The 24,640-nt window shown below is 39.8% G+C and carries 16 protein-coding genes and 2 pseudogenes; 9 read left to right on the top strand and 9 right to left on the bottom strand.

What is annotated here, in order from left to right; translation table 11 throughout:
* Nucleotides 1–29: 29 nt before the first annotated feature.
* A complete protein-coding gene (locus tag MSVAZ_RS15985) occupies nucleotides 30–1,235 on the bottom strand; it encodes an alkene reductase (protein WP_232316136.1) in 1,206 nt (401 codons plus the stop codon).
* Nucleotides 1,236–1,699: 464 nt separating this feature from the next.
* On the opposite strand from MSVAZ_RS15985, the gene MSVAZ_RS15980 reads away from it, so the two are divergent.
* Together MSVAZ_RS15980 and MSVAZ_RS15975 are read left to right on the top strand one after the other, a co-directional pair.
* Nucleotides 1,700–2,899, top strand: coding sequence for a tetratricopeptide repeat protein (locus tag MSVAZ_RS15980; protein ID WP_052728010.1), 1,200 nt, complete (start codon nucleotides 1,700–1,702; stop codon nucleotides 2,897–2,899).
* Nucleotides 2,900–3,010: 111 nt separating this feature from the next.
* Entirely contained in the window at nucleotides 3,011–3,196 is a 186-nt protein-coding gene (locus MSVAZ_RS15975; RefSeq protein WP_232316135.1) for a hypothetical protein, read from the top strand.
* A gap of 116 nt (nucleotides 3,197–3,312) precedes the next feature.
* Here the strand turns inward: MSVAZ_RS15975 and MSVAZ_RS15970 are convergent, their stop codons facing one another.
* Complete coding sequence (locus MSVAZ_RS15970; protein WP_048122571.1) at nucleotides 3,313–4,239, bottom strand: hypothetical protein; 927 nt, start codon at nucleotides 4,237–4,239, stop codon at nucleotides 3,313–3,315.
* An 847-nt stretch (nucleotides 4,240–5,086) separates the two neighbouring features.
* Here MSVAZ_RS15970 and tnpC point away from each other — a divergent pair.
* The 3 genes and pseudogenes from tnpC (at nucleotide 5,087) to MSVAZ_RS15950 (ending at nucleotide 8,374) form a co-directional block, all read left to right on the top strand.
* Nucleotides 5,087–6,520 (top strand): annotated as a pseudogene (gene tnpC / locus MSVAZ_RS15960) (IS66 family transposase).
* Nucleotides 6,521–6,601: 81 nt separating this feature from the next.
* Nucleotides 6,602–7,432 carry an SIR2 family protein gene (locus MSVAZ_RS15955; protein ID WP_048122569.1) on the top strand — a complete coding sequence of 277 codons (831 nt, stop codon included), beginning with the start codon at nucleotides 6,602–6,604 and terminating at the stop codon, nucleotides 7,430–7,432.
* Between the two features lie 3 nt (nucleotides 7,433–7,435).
* Complete coding sequence (locus MSVAZ_RS15950) at nucleotides 7,436–8,374, top strand: hypothetical protein (RefSeq protein ID WP_048122567.1); 939 nt, start codon at nucleotides 7,436–7,438, stop codon at nucleotides 8,372–8,374.
* A 535-nt stretch (nucleotides 8,375–8,909) separates the two neighbouring features.
* Here the strand turns inward: MSVAZ_RS15950 and MSVAZ_RS15945 are convergent.
* Nucleotides 8,910–9,524, bottom strand: a complete 615-nt coding sequence (locus MSVAZ_RS15945) for a tetrahydromethanopterin S-methyltransferase subunit A (protein ID WP_084626172.1) — start codon at nucleotides 9,522–9,524, stop codon at nucleotides 8,910–8,912.
* Between the two features lie 1,137 nt (nucleotides 9,525–10,661).
* Between MSVAZ_RS15945 and MSVAZ_RS15940 the strand changes: the two genes are divergently transcribed.
* Together MSVAZ_RS15940 and MSVAZ_RS15935 are read left to right on the top strand one after the other, a co-directional pair.
* Nucleotides 10,662–11,717: a 6-bladed beta-propeller gene (locus MSVAZ_RS15940; protein ID WP_048122562.1), complete on the top strand. Its 1,056-nt coding sequence runs from the start codon at nucleotides 10,662–10,664 to the stop codon at nucleotides 11,715–11,717.
* A gap of 1,250 nt (nucleotides 11,718–12,967) precedes the next feature.
* A complete protein-coding gene (locus MSVAZ_RS15935) occupies nucleotides 12,968–13,687 on the top strand; it encodes a CDGSH iron-sulfur domain-containing protein (protein WP_232316134.1) in 720 nt (239 codons plus the stop codon).
* Nucleotides 13,688–13,826: 139 nt separating this feature from the next.
* Here MSVAZ_RS15935 and MSVAZ_RS20610 read toward each other — a convergent pair whose 3' ends face one another.
* The 4 genes and pseudogenes from MSVAZ_RS20610 to MSVAZ_RS15925 form a co-directional block, all read right to left on the bottom strand.
* The gene (locus tag MSVAZ_RS20610; protein WP_157206115.1) at nucleotides 13,827–13,982 is read right to left on the bottom strand and encodes a hypothetical protein; all 156 of its coding nucleotides are present in this window, start codon (nucleotides 13,980–13,982) and stop codon (nucleotides 13,827–13,829) included.
* Between the two features lie 116 nt (nucleotides 13,983–14,098).
* A complete protein-coding gene (katG, locus tag MSVAZ_RS15930; RefSeq protein ID WP_048122558.1) occupies nucleotides 14,099–16,297 on the bottom strand; it encodes a catalase/peroxidase HPI in 2,199 nt (732 codons plus the stop codon).
* Between the two features lie 678 nt (nucleotides 16,298–16,975).
* Nucleotides 16,976–17,179, bottom strand: a pseudogene (locus MSVAZ_RS21415) (zinc ribbon domain-containing protein); the annotation flags it as partial.
* 175 nt (nucleotides 17,180–17,354) lie between these two features.
* Complete coding sequence (locus MSVAZ_RS15925; protein ID WP_052728046.1) at nucleotides 17,355–18,128, bottom strand: CPBP family glutamic-type intramembrane protease; 774 nt, start codon at nucleotides 18,126–18,128, stop codon at nucleotides 17,355–17,357.
* Between the two features lie 1,056 nt (nucleotides 18,129–19,184).
* On the opposite strand from MSVAZ_RS15925, the gene MSVAZ_RS21410 reads away from it, so the two are divergent.
* On the top strand, nucleotides 19,185–20,864 hold the full coding sequence (locus MSVAZ_RS21410) for a hypothetical protein (RefSeq protein ID WP_232316133.1): 1,680 nt from the start codon (nucleotides 19,185–19,187) through the stop codon (nucleotides 20,862–20,864).
* A 138-nt stretch (nucleotides 20,865–21,002) separates the two neighbouring features.
* Here MSVAZ_RS21410 and MSVAZ_RS15910 read toward each other — a convergent pair whose 3' ends face one another.
* Nucleotides 21,003–21,527 carry a GNAT family N-acetyltransferase gene (locus tag MSVAZ_RS15910; RefSeq protein WP_048122554.1) on the bottom strand — a complete coding sequence of 175 codons (525 nt, stop codon included), beginning with the start codon at nucleotides 21,525–21,527 and terminating at the stop codon, nucleotides 21,003–21,005.
* 299 nt (nucleotides 21,528–21,826) lie between these two features.
* Between MSVAZ_RS15910 and MSVAZ_RS15905 the strand changes: the two genes are divergently transcribed.
* Nucleotides 21,827–22,084, top strand: a complete 258-nt coding sequence (locus MSVAZ_RS15905) for a hypothetical protein (protein ID WP_156151126.1) — start codon at nucleotides 21,827–21,829, stop codon at nucleotides 22,082–22,084.
* 464 nt (nucleotides 22,085–22,548) lie between these two features.
* On the opposite strand, the gene MSVAZ_RS15900 is transcribed toward MSVAZ_RS15905, so the two are convergent.
* Complete coding sequence (locus MSVAZ_RS15900) at nucleotides 22,549–24,234, bottom strand: phospholipase D-like domain-containing protein (RefSeq protein WP_048122550.1); 1,686 nt, start codon at nucleotides 24,232–24,234, stop codon at nucleotides 22,549–22,551.
* Nucleotides 24,235–24,640: the final 406 nt, after the last annotated feature.

The following is a 24,640-nucleotide window of genomic DNA, read 5'->3' as shown; positions in this document are numbered from 1 at the left end:
CATCTATGGACCAATTCTTTGAGCCATTATTATCTATGGACCAGGGCCGGATAGTCCGTGTAGCCTTTCGCGCCGCCCATATAGAAGGTGGCCACATCCGGCTCGTTCAGCGGTGCATTCTGCCTGAAACGCTCTGGCAGGTCAGGATTGGCCAGGAATGGCACTCCAAAGGCGATAAGGTCGGCCTCGCCGCTGGCAATGATCTCATTCCCGCTGTGGAGACCATAGCCGCCGTTCAGTATTAACGTCCTTTTGAAAATGCTGCGCAGGATAGGCCCAATCCGTGCTTCGAGTGGCACGAACCCCATTCGGCCTCCTATGGGCTCGATTAAATGAAGGTATCCCAGGCCCGTTTTGTTCAGCTCTCTGGTGAAATAGGAAAAGGTCTCCTGGGGATTGGCATCTGACATAGAATGCTCGGTATTGTGCGGGGAGATTCGGTAGCCAACACGGTTGCCTCCCCACACTTCAATGACGGCTTTTGTGACTTCAAGCGGTAGACGGACTCGGTTTTCAAGACTGCCGCCGTACTTATCGCTTCGCTTGTTGGACCCGCTCCGCAGGAATTGGTCCAGCAGGTAGCCATTGGCTCCATGGATTTCAACGCCATCGAACCCGGCGTTTCTGGCGTTCTCTGCCGCCTGCCGGAACTGCTTGACAATATCCGGCACCTCTTCGGTATTCAGGGCTCTGGGCACGGGAATTGACTTTTTTCCATCGGGTGTGTGGGTAAAGCCTTCGACGGGTAGTACGGATGGTGCAACCGGCATAGCGCCTCCCAGCAAGTCGGGGTGGGAAATCCGTCCTACGTGCCAGAGCTGGATGAAAATCCTGCCGCCAGCCTGGTGGACAGCGTCTGTCACCTTCTTCCAGCCGGCGACCTGTGCTGCAGAGTATATGCCCGGCGTATGCACGTAACCTACTCCCTGCGGGCTAACCTGTGAGCCCTCGGTGATAATCATTCCGGCTGAGGCTCGCTGTACATAATAAGTGGCCGTCAGTGAGACCGGGACGTCGGCATCCCCTGCACGGTTTCGGGTCATTGGTGCCATCACTATGCGGTTTGGCAGCGTGAGATCGCCCATCTGATAATGTGAAAATAAATCTGTGTCTCCTGCCATGATAATCATCTCCTTTAAGTTTGCAAAATCAGTAACCATCTTTTTAGTATCAGCTATCTTTTTAGTATCAGCTATCTTTTTAGCTGGATTTTTAGAATCTCTTAATCTTTTCAATGCTCCCGCAATCATTGAACTGGTTCTGGTTATTGTCTCAGCGCTTAGCACCATCCCCCATTGTGCGACGCTTACAATTTAACCTTGAATCATTAAATAAGAGCTCCGGGTAATTACTTCTACGATAATTATTATGGATTTTTTATTTAAATATTCGTAGCTTGCCTGATGATTGTCGGGTATTTAAACTACCAAATCGCAGTCACTGTGTAGTCTATTGGAAGGACAAGTATTCTTTCCAGCCTGCGGTTGAGCTTATAAGTGTCCATCGGTCTGAGACTATGCAGTATACAGCACCTTCTCTCCTATTATTTTGTCAAATAGCAACCAAAAGCATCGGGCTGCCATAAACTGACAAATTCTAAAAATCAAGAGATGATCACTAATTTTAACCATTCAAACAGGAAGATATTCATTGCATACAGGATGTATAAGAATTATATTTTGATGGACGGACTCTGCTTATGAAAGAAAGAGATCGAAACGAAGAGACAGAAAAGCAGTATAAGCTTGCTCTGGAAGCTGATCCCAATGATATTGATTCTCACTTTAATTACGGGGTTTTCCTATATGAAATGGGTCGCATGAAGGAAGCGGAGGTACAGTATAAACTTGGACTGAAAATAGATCCAAAAGATGTATCAGTACATTCAAACTACGGACTTCTCCTGTACGAAATGAGTCGCATGGAAGAAGCTGAAAAACATTATAAACTTGTTCTGAAAATCGATCCTAAAAACGTATCCATACACATAAATTACGGACTTCTTCTCGAAAGTTTGGGACGTATGGGAGACGCTGAAAAGCATTATAAACTTGCTCTGAAAATCGATCCAAAAGATGTAGCTACACATGCAAACTATGGACTTCTTCTGAGCAAATTAGGTCGCGTGAAGGAAGCTGAAATACAGTACAAACTCGGACTGGAAATCGATAAAGATGAGCCATTAATACATTATAATTACGGACGTCTTCTGAGCAAAATGAATCGTATGGAGGAAGCGGAGGTACAGTATAAACTTGCTTTGAAAACCGATATAAAAATTGCAACCATATATTGTGACTATGGGAATTTCCTGCAGCGGATGGGGCGCGAGAAAGAAGCTGAAAAACAGTATAAGCTTGCTTTGAAAATCGATCCCAATTTTGCAGCTGCACACAATAATTACGGTGTTTTGCTTGAGATGATGGGAAATCAGGCCAAAGCTGAAAAACAGTATAAGCTTGCAGTTGAAGCAAACCCAAATTATGCGGCGGCTTACTATAACTACGGAAATATCTTAAACGAAATGGGACGATTTGATGAAGCTGAAAAGCAGTATCAGCTATCTCTTGAAAAAGATCCTAATAGCGCAGATGCACATTATAATTACGGGCTTCTCCTGCACAATATGAATCGCATGGAGGAAGCGGAGGTACAGTATAAGCTATCTCTTGAAAACGATCCTAAAAGTACAGAGGCACATTGTAATTACGGGCTTCTCCTGCACGATATGAACCGCATGGAGGAAGCGGAGGTACAGTATAAACTTGCTCTAGAAGCTGATCCCGAAGATACAGATACACACTGGAATTATGGAGTTCTCCTCGAAGAATTGGGCCGTAAGGAAGAAGCTGCAATGCAGTATCTTCTTGCTTTGGAAGCCAGTTATGACGATGTATAATTGTATCATTGTATCTATTGAACGGCTCTATGTAGTCTGCGGGTTTGGGGTGGATTTCCAGGACTGATTACAATGCAAAAGACCTTCAGAAAATTTAGTGGCAAAACCTTCATGCTCGACGAATTCAGCTATTCAGGCATTTGTAAATCAGATGCAGAAAAGCGCAAAGCTATGTGGAAGATGAATGGGCTTGGAGCCAGGTGCATAAAAAAGACAAACGGCAAGTATGTAGTTTATCGGGAATATCATGGAGACCCGAATGACGTAGAAGGCTCATCACTGTTTCCTGTTGACTGAAATTTATTTCCCTTCTTCACAAAAATTGTCAAGATCTTTTCTGAGATAGAAAATTCCTCTTTGCAGCTTTCGTGCCTGTAACCTCAATAAATGGGGATAAATAAAGGGGAAAAGTCTCACCAGATACTTGGAGTGTAATTGAATTCGATTTCATCCAGTTTCTCGACAGGTAGGCCGACGTTTTCGAACATTTCCCTGAACACTGTTCTGTACTCCTCTTCAGGGATTTCTTTTCCGGCGCTGCCTGTGGGCATATCGATATCTACACGTATAAGTCCCGAACTGCTCACATAGATCTCGTATTTATTGAAATGATGTTTCCGAGTGATGGTAGTTTCAGGGATAACAAATTCTACGCACCCAAGTTTTGTATCGTTTCTGTAAAATTTGTCTTCAGACCCTATGAAAGTTGTTGTTTTGCTCTGGTTAAGATAAGCATAGACTGCCGGAAAATCCACATTTTCTTTTGTAGTCAGACTCACAACTCCTTTCTGAACCCCTTTCTGGGTTGATGCCTCATTCTTTAGCTTTTTAAGAAATTCTCCAGACTCAGTTTCGTTAAGCTCTAAACTCACTCCAAGCATCTTAAGCATCCAGGGGTCGTCCGGAAACATGGAAGGCATCTGTGGTGTAATATCACCGGCGTCATCATGATGAGAATAATTGTAGAGTGTTACAAGCGTTTGATTTTTCTCATCTTTTGTAAATTCGAGGTATGTATTTAAGTTGTAGTAGAGAGCGATTCTTGATACCCTGTAGTCTGTTTTAAACCTGTCTTCAAGAGATTCAACATTTCCCGGGTCTATTAAATTTGCTTCATCCAGCCTGGTATAAGGTCCACTGAGATCATATCCGGCTTTTTCTGCTTTTGTGACAATGGAATTGTAATCAATTGGTCCGACATCAACAGTATCTCCAGAATAAGAAGCCTGGTCATTAATAGTCATTAACGTAAGAAATCCAAGGAAGCCCACAAAGAAAAGCACAGCCAGACCTGCAATTGCCAATAGCAAATATTTCAAAACTTCGAGGGATTTACTCATTTTAAAAACCTCTGATTTCTCATTATTTTGCAGGAGATGTCTTTCTTAAAACCCGAAATGTCAGAAAAAATTACAAAATTTCTGTATTCAAAGATGGCTAAATTTATCATAAAATGATGATTTATTTTCATTGTATAGTAATAATTTTATTTTTTATGATTTTTTTAGAATTTATAATTATCGTAGGTCACATTTAAATTTATAAAAGTATTACTCTAATAAAGAGTTCCCAATTCTTAATAAATATTTGTAATCCTTTTTAATAATATCTAAAAACTTCCTCCACGACCGCATGCTGCAAAGCAGCAGATATCGGGCGGTCGCTGGCAGAAAAGTAGGATCGGCAGTTGCCATAAAAAGCATGTTATAGATTGCACATTGATAGTGGGATCTATGAGAGCCAGTCTGGACTAGTGTCGTGAAAATTAAGTTATGAATCACCTAAATAAACGCAGAACTTCTTCACTCAAGGAACTTGCTAATATAGGTTTGCTATGAGTACCTATACCTTTTAATGTTTCACAATTAAATTTTCATGATACTAGTGCCGAGTGAATCATCAAGGATTTAATAATTCCGAATAATTGCAATCGATTTTATACGACATTTTGCTGTTGACTCGACACTAGAACCTTCTGAAAAATATCGCGATCCACAATGACTTTAAGATTTTAATATGCATAGTCGGAGTAGATACTCGATTCCGAAAAAAGTACTATCTATTTAATGTAGACTTTATAGAATATATTATAAGAAAAAATGTAACTATTCAGGTAGCCTTGTTAAGGCTACACAATTTTTCCTCGTTCCGAGGAAAAATTGGATATAAAATGAACCATTTTCTTCCTTGATGAAACGTGAAGAGATTCTTGCTTTGTGTGCTTCAAACCCTGAAGTTATTGCTTATATTATAAGTCTTGAATCTCAAATTAAAGACCTCACTGAAAGATTGCAAGTTTTAGAATTTCGCTTAAATCAAAACAGCCGAAACAGCAGTAAACCTCCTTCTAGTGACTATATTTCCAAAGGAAAACCTAATCCAAAAAGTCTCCGTAAACAGAGTGGCAAGAAACCTGGAGGTCAAGAAGGTCATCCAGGAACAACTCTCGAAATGGTAGATAATCCTGATTAGGTAATAGAGCATTCTTTGAACTGTTGCGAAGAATGCGGCCAGAATCTTGAGGATGTTGAAGTTGAAGCTTATGAGGTAAGACAGGTTTTTGATATTCCGCCTGTAAATCTTATTGTTACAGAACATCAAAGTCAGATTAAGATCTGTCCTTGCTGTGGAAGGTTAAATAAAGCTGAATTTCCAGAATCAGTAAATTCCCCAGTTCAATATGGTCCTAATATCGTAGCTTCAGCAATTTACTTTAAAAATCACCATTTCATTCCTTATAAAAGGATTTCTGAATTGTTTCATGATGTAATGGGGATAAAAATCAGTTCTGCTACCATTATTGAAGCAGAAAGAGAATGTTTCCAGAACCTTGAAGAATTTGAAAACGTAATTCGAGAAAAGTTACTCTCTTCTCCTGTTATCCATTGTGATGAAACTGGAATGAAAGTTCACGGAAAAAGACATTGGCTTCATGTAGCTTCTACTGACAAATACACTTGTTATTTTGCTCATCCGAAAAGAGGATCAGAAGCTATTGATGCTATGGGAATTCTTCCAGAGTTTAAATGGGTAGCAGTTCATGATGGATGGAAACCTTACAACGGTTATAATTGTGATCATGCTCTTTGCAATGCCCATCTCCAAAGAGAACTTATTGGAATTGAGGAGAGTTATAAACAGCAATGGGCTAAAGATATGAATGAGCTGTTATCTGAAATGAAAAAGTATACTGATGAGTGCAAAGAGCAGGGCAAATATCTGGATTTTGAACAAGTTAAGGCATTAGAAAAAAGGTTCGATACTGTAGTCGCGAAAGGAATTGAAGAAAATCCACCTTCTCTAAATCCTGAAAGACAAGGAAAACGTGGTATGTATCCAAAAACCAAAGCAAGGAATCTGCTTGATAGGTTTATAGAACATAAAGAAAAGATTCTGAGATTCCTGAAAGACTTGAAAGTTCCGTTTGAGAATAATCAAGCAGAAAGAGATGTCAGGATGATGAAACTACAGCAGAAAATATCAGGAACTTTCAGAACTACACGGGGAGCGGAAGCTTTCTGCAGAATTAGAGCATATATTTCCACAATAAGAAAGAATGGTTTACCTGTTTTAGAGGGTATTCTCGCGGCGCTCAAAGGAGCGCCGCTAGCTATACCCTGAATAGTTACGAAAAAATAAATATACTTAGCTTTAAAACTTAACGACTGTTATATAGTAGCGAACTTTCAACGGGTGTACTTATTGAATATTAACAATATTATTCCTCTTTCTTACAATATAGCCGATGAAAAAAAGAGATATGTTCTCTTTTGCGGAGCTGGAATCTCTAAAGATGCCGGAATACCTACTGGCTGGGATATACTGATTGAGACTTTAAGAAAAATACGAGCTCAAAATGAATTTGAAAATGGAGAACACTCAGTTGGTATTAATGAATACTCAAATAAGGAAATGGAAAAGTACTATGAGGATAATTACAAGAATAAAACTTATTCAGAAATAATTGGATCTTTATTTCCATCACCTGAAGAACAAAGAGCTTTTTTGAAAGAACAGTTTAATGGAAAAACCTTCGGTGAATCTCATAAATTGATTGCCAGATGGGTAAAAGAAGGACTTGTCAGATTCATAATCACTACAAATTTTGATACTCTCTTAGAACAAGCTTTGGATGAAGTGGGCTTAAAGGGGCAATACACTATAATCTCTAATGGGGATGAAGTTTTAACAAGTAAACCTTGGAATAATGTAGAATATTGTCGCGTGTATAAAATACATGGAACTATAGATCAAGGCAGAATCAGAAATACTGAAAAAGACTTGTCGCAGTTAGACGAAGATCTCCAAAGAGATTTTTCAGATATTATTGAGAGACACGGTGTAATAGTAGTAGGGTATGCAGGAAATAAAGAGGATAAAGCAGTAATAGACACTTTCAATAAAAGAAAATTCAAAGGTTATACTCTGTACTGGTGTATTCATAACACATGTAGTGATGGAATAAAAGAGTTAGTTAACGAGAAGCAAGAAGGTCGTTTTATTGAAATAACAAGTGCATCAGACTTTTTATAAGAAGTGTTAGACAGAGTAGAACTAGTAAGAAATGAAAAAGAACTAACTTCTGGGAGAGTTTCTCAAATAAGATTTAAAAATGTGATTGCCAGTGATTCAGATGTCAGAATCAAACAAACTATTGACGAAGAAAAGAATAAACTCATCAAGTTTATCAAAACAACTCTAGAAGAAGTGGATGAAAATGACTTTAATTATTTGTGGGAGGGATATGTAAAAATCTTAAATTATTTTATGAATTTCTTATTTTTAATTGATCAGATTGTTATGTACAAAGATACATACTGGAAATATATTATTCCGATTTTTGAAGAAGTACATTCATTGAATGTTACGCAAAACAGATATAAAAAAGAGGGAATGATAAATTATTTGCATTTTTCTTTGCTGGAAATAGTTGGAGCACTTTTACTGGCAAGAAAATCATTCAAGTGTCTAAACACTTTGCTGAAAATTAAGAAATTAAACCTCAAAAGAGATGGAACTGAAAATCTTTTAGATTGGAATATCCAAGCTAAATTTATTGAAGAGAAAAACGAAAGAGAAGCAAATATAAATCAAAAAAGAGGGCTTGTAGTTCCAAGAATGGGATATTTTCTTAAATTAATAGACACCTTCGAAACTCCGTTTGAATTTAATATAATACCCAAAGTACTTGACGTTGATTTATTGTACTATGTATATTCTTTGGCTAACCCTTTAGGAAAATATTTTGATTTTTGGTATCCTCAATCTATCGTTTATCTAAGGTATGGATGTTCAGATACATTTAAACAAATAAAATATGATGAGGAATTTGGAAACAAGATTGCTGAAGAATTATTTGAAACTGATTATAATGGACTAATTGCTCAACTCGTTAATGCAAAAGATCATTTTGAGCAAAATCTTAGTAGGGGTTATGGTCATTTTCCATTTGAAAATCCTTTTAAAGATTTTTAATACCGGTATTGTATAGAGAAGGCAGATTGAGATAATGAGTAACTTAGATGGACACTTCCTAAACTCAACCGTAGCTGGAAAGAACTCTTACCCCATAGACTACAAAGTACCCAAAAAAGCAAAAATAGTGTTGCAGAACAATATTAATGGTTTTCCGTCATTCCCTATGGATAAGATGATTTTCAATTCAAGAACACATTGGTTTTTATGAGAATATTATGAGGGTATCCACAAAAACAACGAAGATCATATTAAATTGATAGAAAAACAATATCAGATTGATGTAGAGAAAAACAATAACTTGATAGAAAAATAACAAAAATCAATATCAATTAACTTTATCTCATCATTTGGAAATTCATAATTGGTTAATTTGTGTATCAAAATGTTCCTTGCTGGCAAATGAAAACATTTCTCTGATTTTTGCTTCTCTACTTATTTCTTTTTTTGTCAGCGACCGCCCGATATCTGCTGCTTTGCAGCATGCGGGCGTTGAGAGAAGTTTTAAGATAAATTTAAAAAAGAGATTGAAGAATTAAAAGCAACCCTCTGTTTGCCCTTTCTTTATTTTTGACATCATATTATTTTTTACTATATGCTCGTATTTTTTCCAGCTATTTCCATCTATTTCGGGCATTGAGACGATGAGAGCTTCGCTTCTTTTCTGGCCGGTGCAGGAATCGATTGCCTTCTGGATGGTGGCAGGGTCTTTATTTCCGATCAGGTCTATGATTTTTAGTTCCTTGATAAAACGGGAAATTGCAGTCATGGGAATTTCATTTAAGTAGGACAGAGGGGATTTTGAGCCGATTATTTTTCTTGAACCTGCCATTGTGGAAACTCCGTTTTCGGAAAGTGAGACCAAGGACTGACCTGCCCAGTGGGCGCTTTCTGCTCCGCAGACGACCAGGTAGTTTATGTTTGGGTTTGCAAGAACATTGGTTATTATCTTTTCAATCCCAAAGTTTGCAGTAAAACATGTCCCGCAGATTGCATAGTTCTTAAGTCCCCATTCCTTGTAGTCAGAGGCAAGAGTTACCACAGCTACACTCGAATTTGTGTCTCCTATTACGTAGTTACCGGAAGTTATAGGCCATTCCATAACGTTTTGCTCCTCGTTTTGCTTATATAATCTATAACAGATTTCCATTGGAATTTATCATTCAGTTAAATGCGAAAGTCCTGTCCCTGTAAAATTAAATTTAATTTTAAGACAGGCTCTTAATATTTCCTGACCTCGATTTAACATAATAATTTTATGGAATACTGTATGATTGAACAGCTATACGCCCGGTCTGCAGCAAATTTATTACTACAGCAGTGGCTACATGTGGCTATCATGTAGCTATCATGTGACTATCAGGCCGCCTGTCGTAATATTTTCGGTTATTCTGGTCAAGACTGGCTCTCATAGATGATGCTAACAGTGTGTCAGTTATAACATTCTTTTTATGGCAACCGTCTATTCTATTTTTACTTATTTCTTGCCAGTGACCGCCCGATACCTGCTCCCTTCATGAGCATGCGGGCGTGGAGGGAAGTTTCAGATTAATTGTATCCTCTTCAAATTTGATGGGTTTTTAATCGACTCTGTTCCAAAATATAGTGATTTTTGCATTTCTTCCTAGATTAGGCAGGTCGACATTTCATTTCTGATCATTTTTACTGATTGCGGTTTTGAAATGAGGGTCCCTTATTATGTGCAGTTGTGCGGTTTACATATGATCCAAACATAATCTCTCATACTAAACTTTAATGGAAAAATGATTCAGTATTTATATGTGTCGTGGGAGTTGAACCACACGTTAACCAACTTTAAATCTAATGTATATTTATCAAATGTTCAAAAAACGATATCAATAAAAATGTTCAAATTCCTTATGTCGACCTGCCGAATCTAGGTTTCTTGATTGAAAATCTGAATTCGTAAAAAAGATTCAGTCTCTAATTAGAATTAAGATTCAATATGTATAGCCTTCAACTCACATTTCGAATTCTGGCATTTTTGTACAAATTCATGGTACAAATATGCCATTTTGTTGAGGTCCTATTAATTAAATGGCCAATATACAGGAATTATTTGCCCCTATTGGCAGGGGGTCGAAATGTGGATTGAAATAGCTTACTGTCTCTATACAATTGTTTTTCTATTAGATTATTTTTATATATATTCAACCGTTTGAATATTTAATATAATTGCACATTAAGCAAGGAAAGTTTTAATATCTAATCATAGCTTGGACTTTTAAAGGTCGTAGATGAAAAAAAACAAGGAAGGATTTCAAAAATGAAATATCAACGAGTTAATGTTTCTGGGAAAATATTGTTTTGTTTGGTTTTATTATTTCTTGGATTGATGAGCGCTTCGGTTGCGCATGCTGAGACTTATAATTTTGTTACTAAATGGGGTTCGTATGGCACCGGCAACGTTTTTAGTTATCCAAGAAGTATTGCTGTAGATTCTTCTGGCTATGTTTATGTTGCCTTTTTGCATAAAGATCGAATTGAGAAGTTCGATAGCAACGGAACTTTCCTTACAAAATGGGGTTCGTATGGCACCGGCAACGGACAATTTGAAGAACCATCTGGTGTTGCTGTAGATTCTTCGGGCAATGTTTATGTAGTCGATCCAAGCAACAATCGCATTGAGAAATTTAACAGCACTGGCGGATATCTTACACAATGGGTTTGTAATGGCAGCGGCTATGAACATATATATGGACACTATTCTTGTACATCCGGTATCGCTGTAGATTCTCTGGGCAATGTTTATGCTGACAATCCTCACAATTCTCTCATTCAGAAATTTAACAGCAACGGCGGATACCTTACACAATGGGGCTCTTTAGGCACCGGCAACGGACAATTTAATGGTTCAATAGGTGTTGCTGTAGATTCTTCGGGCAATGTTTATGTTGCCGATCAATATAATAATCGAATTCAGAAGTTTGACAGCAACGGTGGATACCTTACTCAATGGGGTTCTTCGGGAAGCGGCAACGGACAATTTAAAAATCCATCTGGTGTTGCTGTAGATTCTTCGGACAATGTATATGTTGCCGATTCAAGCAATAATCGTATTCAGAAGTTTGATAGCAGTGGTAACTATATTACCCAATGGGGTTCGTATGGCACCGGCAACGGACAATTTAATGAACCATTTGGTGTTGCTTTAGATTCTTCGGGTAATGTTTATGTTGCCGATTATAGTATATTATGCATTCAGAAGTTTGCTCCAAATATCAGTAAATCTACCACTAATTTCTCAGATTTCCCTTCAATTATTGTACCTGTTGCTGCAATGCTTGTTTTAACAGTAATATTTAGATGTAAAAAATGGTGAAGTCATCCTCTTTTAAACTTTTTATCAAAACTCCAACATGTATTTTTTCTCAGAGTGCTCTTTTGAATCAGCACGAACACTCTGGCTACACCGCGAATAACGCTTTTTTAATTACCTTAACTCTCCCTCGTGTAGGGAATAAACCAATTCGAGGATTGTGTCTTTTGATGCTGTTTTTTAAAGGATTTTTGCATTTTTCCCTTCTCTACTGCTTTTTCTTCTTTTTTGCCAGTGACCGTCCGATATCTACTCCCTTCGTGAGCATGCGGACGTGGAGGGAAGTTTAAGATAGTTAATTAAACAGAGATTTGATAACTTCTTCAGAGTAAATAAGGCACTGCGGGGTCTTTACACCTAAAACTCTCCTATTTTTCACCGTTGAAATTATTAGCGTTATATCCGTGTATGACAGACTAAACAAATGTTTTTGCAATAAAAGTTTAATTTCAAGACTCTCTCTAATCTGGTTTACGATAGCAGTTTATTACTAATATACTCAGAGTTATGAATAAATACGGAAAGATAGATTCCCATATAGATGCAACACTTGCACTTATAATAAAAAAAATAGGATTAGTAAACCAGAAATTATTACACCATGATTTGGTATAGGGATTGAAAAACCATGAACTATTATAAATATTGTACAAATTATATAAGAATAGCGGGATAAACAAAGCAAAAAACAATTTTAAGTAACTCGATTTACTCATACAGTGTCTTTCTTTTCTTGTCATCCTACAGTATAAATATAAACCAAATAATACAAATAATGCTACAATGACAATGTAAACAACCGGTATCCCATATAATGTTACAACATGACTCGAAACTACTACTGCTTTTCCTACTACTACTTCTCCTGTGCCAGAGCCAATGATTGCACTTTCATTGTTCACATTTCTATATATGTTTTAAAAAGTTAAAAGATTTTTTATTTCACCCAGCACCCTTGGACTTGATAAACTTTATTTTATCTCCAGTGGAGAAATGAGATTTAGAAATCCGTAATCATCGTTTGTCTCTGATCCCTCTCTCTTAGTCTTGAAACCCTCAGTTGAGCTGATAGCTATCGAATATGTCCGCAGCAGTAACCATCTTATTGCCTGGTTGAGGATTTGATCAATCCTATTACAGGCCCTCTTATTGGAGACAGTATGAATCGGAAAACAATAGAAATAATCAAAGAGACGAATAGTCAAACTAAACATCCAGTACTGCATTATAAGAGGTAATGGGGAATTATAATTATGGCAGCCAATGAGAAAGAAATGAGGATTAAGATAATCAAAGACGGGCCATATCGGGTTACAGGTGGAGTGCCGCTTTTAGAACAGGTAATTGTCACCGATGACGCCGGCCACACAAGAGAATTAATTGATATAAAGGAATACCCTCAGCGGGAAGCCTATATTTTATGCCGCTGTGGCTCATCCGAAAACAAGCCCTTCTGTGATGGGACCCACCGCAAGATCGGTTTTAACGGTAGCGAAACAGCCAGCAGAAAGCCTTACCTGGAAAAAGCGGAAGCTTTTGAAGGTCCTGATCTAAAACTCACCGATGCCTACGAGCTCTGCGATCATTCCCGTTTCTGCCAGCGGTCTGGCGGAATAAGGAATCTCATACAAAAATCAGACGACCCGGAAGCCAGACAAACCGCCATAGAGGAAGCCATGATCTGCCCGTCGGGACGGCTGGTCCTGTGGGACAAGAAGACAGGCAAACCCTTTGAAAAAGAATTTGAACCATCTATTGTACTGGTTCACGACAAACAAAAAGGTTGTGAAGGCCCCCTTTGGGTTAGAGGCGGTGTCCCCATCGAATCTGCTGATGGCAGCATGTACGAATCCCGGAACAGAGTAACCCTCTGCCGCTGCGGGAAGTCAGAAAACAAGCCCTACTGTGACGGCAGCCACTGGATGAATAGCCAGCAGAAGCTCGAGTTCAGGAAGAAATGGGGCCTGGAATGAGTGAGTTCGTTGATTTATAGAGATTCTTAACTTGCGGAAATAGTAATCTCGCATACAATCAGGCAATCCAAAAGCCAGAGTGAAAGCAATAAATGAGCGATTCCGCGATAAAAAATAGAAAATTCGAGGATAGTCTTCTTTAGATAGTCTTCTTTATCTTGAGATATCCTCTAATTCCTTCTGGCTCTACTGATCTGCAAAGTCTCATCAGCCTGCCGTAATTATCAACCTGCCGTAATTTTTCGTTTTCACGTTTTTGAACAGCTGGAATGGTGACGTGGCTCAGGTCGTCCACAAGTTTACCATCACATGTTCCTGACCTGCCCTGTCAGGTTACCGATATCGTTTTCCAGCCTGAGCAAAGTAATTTGTTTTGAAGATCTTCAAGCCCTTGAAGACATTTATACGTGATCAGGCTAGGTCGAAGCAATCAAGGTTCATTACCTTGGCCCAGGCTGCCACGAAGTCCTGGATAAACTTCTCCTGCGCGTCCGCGCTTCCGTAAACCTCGGCCAGAGCCCGGAGCTGGGAGTTCGAACCGAAGATGAGATCGACACGCGTGCCGGTCCACTTGACTTTTCCAGTCTTGCGATCGCGCCCTTCAAACATATCCCTTGCTTCCGATACCGCCTTCCACTCCGTGCCCATGTCAAGCAAGTTCACGAAGAAGTCGTTTGTTAGCGCCTCCGGCTTCAGGGTAAAAACGCCGTGCTGAGTCTGTCCGAAGTTGGTGTTTAGCACGCGCATACCGCCAACGAGAACCGTCATCTCTGGTGCGGTCAACGTCAGCAATTGCGCCTTGTCAACCAGCAATGCCTCGGCTGATACAGTGTATTGGCTTTTGAGGTAGTTGCGGAAACCATCCGCAATCGGTTCCATTAAGGCGAAGGAGACAACATCGGTCTGCTCCTGCAAGGCATCCATGCGCTCTGGCGAGAAGGGGACCGTCACATCGTGGCCAGCATTTCTCGCAGCCTGCTCAACGCCTGCACAACCAGCCAGAACTATCAGGTCAGCAAGCGAGACCTTCTTGCCGTCGGAGGCCGCACTGTTAAACTCTTTCTGAATACCTTCGAGAGTGTTCAGCACTTTCGCCAGCTCTACTGGCTGGTTGACTTCCCAATTCTTCTGTGGAGAGAGGCGAATTCGTGCACCGTTCACACCGCCACGCTTGTCGGAGCCACGGAAGGTGGACGCCGATGCCCAGGCAGTCGAAACCAGTTGCGCGATCGACAGCCCAGAAGTGAGGATCCTGTCCTTGAGGGAGGAAATGTCCTTCTCATCGATCAACTTGTGATTGACTGCGGGGATGGGGTCTTGCCAGATGAGCTCTTCGGCAGGAACCTCCGGACCGAGATAGCGGGCGTGCGGACCCATGTCGCGGTGCGTTAGCTTGAACCATGCGCGGGCGAATGCATCCGTTAATTGATCCGGGTTCTCGTAGAAGTGCCTTGAAATCTTTTCGTAGACGGGGTCGAACCTCAAGGAAAGGTCAGTGGTCATCATGCTTGGCGGGTGACGCTTGGACGGGTCGTGGGCGTCCGGAATCGTGCCTGCACCTGCGCCACCTTTAGGTTGCCACTGATATGCACCGGCCGGGCTCTTCGTCAATTCCCACTCGTAGCCAAACAGAATCCTGAAGAAGTTGTTACTCCACTTCGTTGGCGTGTTGGTCCAGGTGACCTCCAGGCCGCCGGTGATCGTGTCACCGCCTTTGCCGGTGCCGAAGCTGCTCTTCCAACCGAGGCCCTGCTCCTCAATACTGGCCGCTTCTGGCTCAGGCCCGACATGGGACGCAGGACCGGCACCGTGGGTTTTACCGAAGGCATGACCGCCAGCGATGAGCGCAACGGTCTCTTCGTCGTTCATGGACATGCGAGCGAAAATATCGCGGATATCCTTGGCCGCCGCTATCGGATCCGGGTTGCCGTTCGGGCCTTCCGGATTGACGTAGATCAGCCCCATCTGCACGGCAGCGAGCGGATTTTCGAGGTCCCGGGCACCGGAGTAGCGTTTATCACCACCAAGCCACGTATCCTCAGGGCCCCAATAGACATCCTGATCCGGCTCCCATACATCCTCGCGGCCGCCTCCGAAACCGAACGTTTTGAAACCCATTGTTTCCAGGGCGACGTTACCAGCAAGAATCATGAGGTCGGCCCATGAAATCTTCCGGCCATACTTCTGCTTAATTGGCCAGAGCAGGCGACGCGCCTTGTCCAGGTTGACGTTGTCCGGCCAACTGTTGAGCGGAGCAAAGCGCTGCTGGCCTCTACCGCCACCGCCACGGCCGTCAAAGGCGCGGTAGGTTCCGGCGCTGTGCCACGCCATGCGAATAAATAAAGGGCCATAGTGACCAAAGTCCGCTGGCCACCAGTCCTGCGAATCAGTCATCAGCGCCGCGAGATCTTTCTTCACAGCCGCCAGATCGAGGCTCTTGAACTCTTTCGCGTAGTTGAAGTCCTCACCCATAGGGTTGGACTTGGAAGAATGCTGGCGCAGGATCTCGATCTTCAACTGGTTTGGCCACCAGTCGCGGTTCGACATGCCTTTACCGGTTTCTTGTTTGTCTGCTCTGCCCGTTTCAGGAATCTTTCTTTCGTCAGTCATAACGTTACCTACCCCAACTATTAATAAAAATTCAAGACCAACTCTCTAGTATGCAATCTCTTAAATCTTGTCAATTCTTGGAAGAATTGAATGCCGTTTGCCAGAGAGATTAATTTCGGTCCGCTTTTCAAAAGCTTGAAATTCTTACATGATGTTTTGCCATTTCCAATTTATCATCTTTTAATGTGAGCTTGTTTCAAAACTACCTCTTAATCCTTCCATGTCAATTTTTTGGAGTAAAGAAATCAAGATCATCAAGTCGAATGGAAAATCTGCTTTATATAAAACATGAATAATCGGGATTTTGAAACTAGCTCGGTATGAACGACATGAGCCTCTTAATGGGCTTCATCATAATACAGCTCATGTAAAGTCCATTGCTATTCTTTCAAACCGTCATCCTCTTGTCGAATTTGCCTTTCCAATCCTGGAAGTTCATTACTTTAGGTCTTACGACTCCGATTCTGGCTATATTTCCCCCTTTAATCATTAATATTAGTTTTATCCCTAAAGAAATTATTCAAATTCAATATTAAAAACTATATAACCACGGATATCTATTTAATATTGAGTAGTGAACTATTCCTCCCTGCCTGATGGCGAGGAAGGGGCTTCTTGCTTCATTCCTCGAACCACTGCTCGCAAATCCACAAGCCCATCCCCTACGTTCCGCAGGTGTCAGATAACTATTAGGTTTTGATCTTGAAGAAAGAATTTTTTTTATATTGATTGCAGCATTTACATCTCTATCGCGTTTGGTTTTGCTCGTGTTTGGTTTTGCAATCAGGACATATCCATCCTCTGTCTCTCAAGGTCAAATTTGAATTAGAATATCCACACAAAACAACGAAGAGCCCAGGTTTTTGAAGAAGGCTCAAACTTTCTATGAAAAACCGCTTCAACTTTTCCAATATTTGGAAGTTTGATAATATTTTTATCAAAGTCTACCGTGTAATGATGTGGAATTTGCTTTATGACGCCGAATTTGCTTTATGACGCCGAATGCACTTGATTTTGCATCATACGCGCGTAAGTCCTGTTTATGTAAACTAATTCTTCAAATCACTACGATCAATGGTAAAATCACATGCAATACTATATCAGCAGAGAAATGCGATATCATAGCTGATTCTAAACCTTTTTTCCAGTAAAGCCATCCAAATATAATTCCAGCAACACAATTTATAACAATGGTACGGACAATTAACAACGGGCTGGGTGTTGTTATTGCTAACAAAGTTGGTAGATGGCCAATACCAAAAATAACGGCTGCCAGAATAATAGCTAACCACATATCTGCGTTTGTTGGCTTTCCATCCTCTGTTTTTTTAATTTTAAAAAATATCCAAACAAGTAGAGTCATCAAAAATAATCTTAAAAGGATCTCTTCGTTTATTCCACCATAAAACGATGAAAGGAAGCCCTGCCATGCCGGAGGATTTAGCTGACCTGTCTGAGCTACATTAATTGTTACACCCGCAAAGGAAAACAGGTAATCAAGTCCAATTATCAGGATACCAGCTAATATTCCAAGCCCAATGGATATTCCAAGTATGGATTTTAAATAACTTTTAACCTCTCTGCCTTCAATCCATCCTTCAAGGATTGGAAGGCCAAGTCCGACTTTTTTGGCAAGATGAAGGCCAATAATGATGGCAACCGCAAACAGGATCATACTTTGGATAATCTGAGCAGCCAGGAAGACGTATAAAGGCACGGGTAAATTTTGAAGTAATTCTCCTTGAAGAGTGAGAGTATAAGGAAGTACAAATATAACTCCAAAGATACATGCAATTAGTAAGATTATAAATAATTTCCACTCTGTTTTCATTTTTATCTCCATATTACTTCATTTAATTATTTTCTCCTGATATCCGATATTTTCCAATGGCCACTTTTCTTCTCCAGGGAATTCCATGTTGAATACAAGGGCTTGAACATTGAGGGGTTAAATGTTACTGGGTCAAATGTTACTGGGTTAAATGTTCCTATTAGCGGTTGGGCAGAATAACGGATGAATAAAACTCTTTTCTAATTACGAGTAACTGGGAACGATTCTGGAGGGCGAACCCTATCAGAACGATTCTGGAGGAAGGGCCCTATCAGTTTGTGAGCAGATATCGGGCGTGGAGAGAAGTACAGGTTCAAATTTAAAATCTGGAAATTTGACATTTTCAAATTAAATTTTAGTAGTATATTAAATTTTTTAGTTTTTAGTCATTTTCTATGGATAAGACGATTTCCAATTCAAAGCCGCATTGGTTTTTATGAAGACATTATGAAGACATTATGAAGACATTATGAGGACATTATGAGGACATTATGAGGACATTATGAGGACATTGTGAGGATATCCACAAAACAACGAAGAGCTAATTCAACATGAAAATGCTGTCCATGTGCAAGCATTTTCATAGGTTGTGCATGTTATTCAAAGAATATCATGTTCGTTTAACATGAAAATGCCGCGATCTGCAAGCATTTTTTAAATAAATATTTAACTCAGTGCCAAAATTTACAACTAGGTTGCAACCAGCTAACAAAGTCAGACTTTAAAATAAGAGCTATTCCCTTTTTGTTGACAGCATATGAATTTACTTGCGGCAATCGGGTCATATATATTTTTTCTGTGCGAATCTTTGAACAATCAAAGATAAGAAAACGGCTTCACGTCCAAATTCTCACGAAAATTGCATAATGTAACACTTTATACGGAAAACTTATAAAGAGTCAGCAAAGAGGGAGTTATGAAGTTCAAATGTAGTCTTCTAGACCACCAAAGACTTCATAAGATACGCTCTAAGAGGCATTATTGAGTTAACTTTGAGTGTTTTAAACTTGCGTTATTCTGCCTCCTAAGGAAAATAGACTCTTCGGAATGAAGTAAATGATCAGGAACAAAATTGGAACAAGAGTACTGCTTTTGGCAGTGTTTCTGGCTGCTGTCGCATTGGTGCCGGCTGTTAATGCTCAAAATGAGAATGATTATTCTGTAACTGAAGAGGTAGCTTTTGAACATGCAAATGCGCAAATAATAGATTTTATTGCAAACGATGCTGAATTTGAAGAGTGGAAAGGAGCAGCTATCGATCCCAAGCCATTAGAACTCTATGATCCAAACGGGCAGAAACTGTATCATCAATTTTCTGTATATAAAAATAATAGCCTGATAGGTAGAGTCGACGTAGGGGCCAATAAGACCCTTGGGCAGTCAATTCAGGTTATCGAACAAACTCCGGTTCTGTATAATATAACTGAAGCAGTGAATAAATCAATTGAAACTGCCAGAAATGAATATCCAGACGGTGAAATAAAATCAACCGAGGTGGTTGTATATTGCTATCCCAGTATTGGGGCAATGACCGTAATAAAAGACAAAGCCTCAGGAGATGAGCATCGGATATTTGTAGATGCATATACTCTTGAAGTGATACCGGATAGACATGCAACTGAAACGGAGCCCGGAATTTGGTCAATTTTTGATAGGAGATTACAGAATGGGGTGGAGGAGAATTTAAAGAGCTGGCAGGCAAGCGATCAGCTTACTAAATCTATAGAACAAGAAGCGGCTAGTAAAGGAATTTGTATCAGTGTGCCAGTAACATTGAATGATTACCTGAATTCCGAAGCAACTAATGTGAATTATGAGTACTATAATTACTTTTTTGGACTTTATTCACTGGGAAATACTGTAATTAGCAGATACGGCAAACTTCCTGTACTGGAAAATGAAGAACAAAAAGAAAACTGGAACTCTACTCTTGAAGAACTCAGTAACAGGATAGAAGATCCGGTTGCTTCAAAATATATGTATCCCCATGGAGAGGTAATGTCATGCGGAATTAATGACAGGGGATACTTTGTAATTTTATTCAAGTATGGCAATGTTGACGAGCCTTTGATGAATGAGATGTACACTCTAATAGACGACTCTGCAAAAGAGATGGGTATACAGGACGTTCCGGTAGAATTTGGTTACGGAACCTATTGGGAGGAAATTTACCTGGAAGGTATTAACGGCTGGTACTGGTTTGGAAAAAGTACAGAGAATCTATCCAAATCAGATATTAATACTCTTGAAGAGGTTATGGAGCACAAACCGACCATGCCTCTGAATAAAACAATTGCAGCTTATGGAATCATTCCTTTGTTAAAAGACCCGAATGAGATAAACTTATGGCAAGAAAAACTGTATACGATTACTTGTCAAATACAGAAAAAAATGACGCCATATATGGAAAAGGGCCAGATAATAACCTATGGGGCAAGGATAAGACTGGAAATAGAAATTAACGAAAATTTGTCTTCCGAAGAACAGAACACTGTAGTTAAAGAGGTTTACCAGATAATTGATGAAGAAGCAAGAAAACAAAATATTACCGACGTCCCGGTTGTTTTTATAACACCGGAAGAAGAATCCATGACAGAACCTGACAATTCAAGCAATAATAGTGATTCTGAATCTGATGTTGGGGGTAAACAAAGCAAAAATAACTCTACTCCAGGTTTTGGATTATTGGCAAGCTTAACCTGCCTTTATGGAGGATGGAAACTCAAGAGAAAATAATGAGAGAAAATAATGAGAGAAAATGATACAGGACAGAAAGTTACTATGAAACAACAAACCTCGTTTTTCATCTGGTCGCTTCTCAAAAAACTGCGTAATTAGGCTGGTACGTATCCATCTCCATCAACTACACAAATCTCATAAAGTTACCCAGTATACCTGTACAATTTTTCCATTGGGATGTAAAATCTCTTTTTCAAAGATACCATTGCATTTTTGAATTATTTTACTTGAAGCTTGATTGCCTTTATAACATGCCAGCATCACTTTTGACAATCTAATTTGTCTCGCGTAATCAAGTGCCATTTTCAGCATTTGTGTGGCATAACCTTTTTTGCGTTCGGAGGGACGTACACCGTAACCAATGTGTCCGTAATTACGTAAAAAGTCGTTTAGGCTGTGCCGAATATCAATCATACCTATAATTTTTTGATCAGACTTACGAACAACAAAAAATGTACTTGCGACTACCCAATCACTATGTACGGTTTTTTCATTGGAGTTTTCTTCGATAATTTTGAGCCAATCCGAGTAAAGATCTATTTTGTCAAGCAGAGCGCTACCATGTAATTCATATTCTCCGATATCAAAGTGTTCTTTTTTATATTCTAAGGCAGCCTCTTCAAGCGTTGTAGTCGGTTTTATTAATTCGAGGTCATCCATAAAGTACTTCTCTGACATTCATTCGGACATTGATTACGACATATATAAAAATTTTTGTATTGCCCTTATTTTCTAAAATTTTTGCAACAAATCCGGATTAAACGCCTGAGTTTTATTGAAGAATCTGGTAACTGTGTGTATATGCAAGAGTTGAATTCTATTATATTTTTAGATCCTTAAACGTTAAATAGAGATCCAGATAAACAATTTATCATTACCGAAGTGAGCCATTCTCGGTATTTGAGAAAACCAGGGGGTGTTTTAACGGTTCAAAAGTTAAATAGTAGAGTGGTGGGATTATGGTATTAGTGAGTAAGAGATGGATTTTAGATAACGTTCAAATGTTGTACTGCTCCAGTGGAGTACTTGACCTTGAAGATATCAAGGATTTCAAGGAACCTAAAGAGGGTTTTGAAACAAATCTGAGCCATATTGAAAAGCTGGAAGTAGAGAAAGGGGAAAGAAGGGAAACGTTCCATGTCCTTATTCCTGGAGAGTTTGGATGGGCTGAAGCGCTCCCTTTCACTGCGTACCCCGAAGAAACTGACGAATATTAAATGTGTAAAGGATATCGGATGTTAAAACCGAATAACTGTGAAAAAAGATCGGTTACGATAGATACAAAAATATAAAAGGAATAAAATTAAGCGGAATAAAATTAAGCGTTTTCTTACACTCTTCTTCTTGCTTTTCTATTTGTCTTATTCACTTTATTTCTGCACTTTCATAGAAACATTTACACTGATGCCAACTAACACAACAATTGAACAATTTAACCAAAAATTGATTGTAAAAAACATGTCATTTCATAACATCTTTAACACTTTTCACCCAAAGACCCAGGAAGCCCTCAAAACTCTTGGCTTTACAAAACCCACAGAACCGAGCGCTGTTTTTTCATAAGGCTCTTCGTCATTTCCGATGGATAAGATGATTTTCAATTCAAGGCCGCATTGGTTTTTATGAGGACATTATGAGGATATCCACACAAAAAAAGAAGAGCCCTTTTTATGAGTTGCTGTTACTTCGGCCCTTGAGATTGTTGTGTGCCGATGAATAATTTTCTTGTTTGGCACCTTAGATCACTTGAGTTGTAGAAAGGTTTTACCCAGTTATCTGTTGTATCGAGTTGCAATGGTTTGTTTGACGTACTGTTTTCATGCAGGCTTCTGAACCTGTAGTGGTCGAATAGCCGGATAGCTTCAATGGCGTAATAGTAAGCTATATCTACATCCCGGATTTCGATCAAATTATCACCATTGCTTTTTTCGCCACCCTGGGAGAGATTGGAAGAGCCGCAGTACACTACCGGATTATCGCCATTAAAGTCGCAGACAACGAATTTGTGGTGGATAACCTGTCCCGTCCCCCCGCTATATTCTTCCTTGAACGGCTCTGGAATGTCCTTTTCCAGGAACTCAAAACTTGTCACTCCACTATTCTTTCCTTGCTTGAACAAACTTAGCTGGCTATTTTTTTCAATAGTTCCAAGAGAGAGAATAGTCTCTCTGTTTGACAGGTTCTCAAGGGCTGGCATCACAGGTCCTCCTCCAGAAGTCTCCATAACCGCAAAGAAGACCGAACTTTTTGCCGAATCTATGGTTTGAGACACTGTTTCCAGGGAAAATGCTGTTTTATGCGGAGCATAGCTGATTGAGACCGAAGGGTTGTGATTCGTTGTTGCTTCAAACCATTGTGATGCGATGGCTGAGGATTTAAACTTTTTTTGATCATTGAAAGCCTGTTCGAATGCCTGCTCATAGAGTTCAGCGGTTGTGGGGTCATTAAAGATCAGAACACTGTTAGCCTGGACGTAGAATCCTCTTAATGAGAAGTTGGCTGAGCCTGTTAGCACTTTTACAGCTTTGCCATTTTTCTTTTGAATCATTACTTTGTTATGCGCAAAACGGGAGAAATGACCGGTTTTTACAGCCGCTCCTGCCTGCTTCAACTTGTCAACTACCTCAGGTTCAACCGCCGTGGATTTAGTGTGCAGCGTGGCATCGTCCTGAAATACACGAACACGAGGCCCCATAGCAGCAAGTTTTCGAATAATGTCAGGTTCATCGAAGTCGTAAGCGAATACGTCTACACTAATCGAATCATCATTCAAGCACTCTTCAAGAAAATCGAAAACCATTTTCCTTGCGTGAGCACCCAGCCATGTATATTGTGCCTGGTATGGAGCAGTATCGAAATCAATGGACTTGGTCTTCGGCCTGATAGCCTTATTATCAAACCTGTCAGCATAAGCCTGGGATGAGATATACCCCCTAGTAAAACCCAGCTCAAGATTGGGAAAAGCACGATAACTCAGGTCTGCTTCAGTTTGAACGCTGGGACCTAAATCAACAGATCCATTGCTATTGAAATAACACGCATAAACAGTGTAAACGTACTTCCCAGGGCCTGCGCTTGGAAAATGAACCCAGTGGAATATCTGAAAAGGAGCTTTGTTCGAATCTTCCCACATTTCAGGAGTAAGTTCAGTTTCACTTGAAAGCTCTCTCTTAAAACTAAGCCTGTTCTTCAACCAGTACTTGTTCGACCTGTAAGGACCTTTGTTCGGAGTAATAACCTTCACCGCAAAGCCAGCAAGGTTTTTCGTCTTCTCCTCGTCAATATCAAATGCCAGAAGAACAGTACCGTCTCCATCATAAGCAGTGACTGCCAACCCTTCATTCTTAGACAATTTGCTCAAAGGCATAATAATGCGCTCCCTATATAATTTTAGTAATAATAAATTACAAAAGAACAGAATTTAAAGATGTTAGTATCAAAAATAAAACAAAAGTACAGTGTGATTTGGATTCATTGGCTACTCTAAAACTCTAAATGGTTGCAGTCTTCAAACCCTGGGAAGAAGAGGAAATCAAGCTTGTTAAAAAACAGGGTAAAAAAGGTCAAAGTCTCCTCCTAAGAAAAAAAGAGGATACGGAGAGTCTACAGACACGCAAACATGGTTTGCTTGTAGGGAAAATCGGCGGTTATTGCGCTTGCCAGCCGGGGAATTGGGCTTTTAAACGGCGTCAAGGGTGATTGAAAAGGTGAGGGTGAACGAAGAGGTTTTTTACAGGGATATTCTGATTTTGGAGAGGAATTATTTGAAGATG

The organism is Methanosarcina vacuolata Z-761 (assembly GCF_000969905.1).
GTDB classification, from domain to species: Archaea; Halobacteriota; Methanosarcinia; order Methanosarcinales; family Methanosarcinaceae; genus Methanosarcina; species Methanosarcina vacuolata.
Note: the sequence above shows the minus strand (reverse complement) of the source record. Positions and strands in the feature narration are given on the sequence as shown.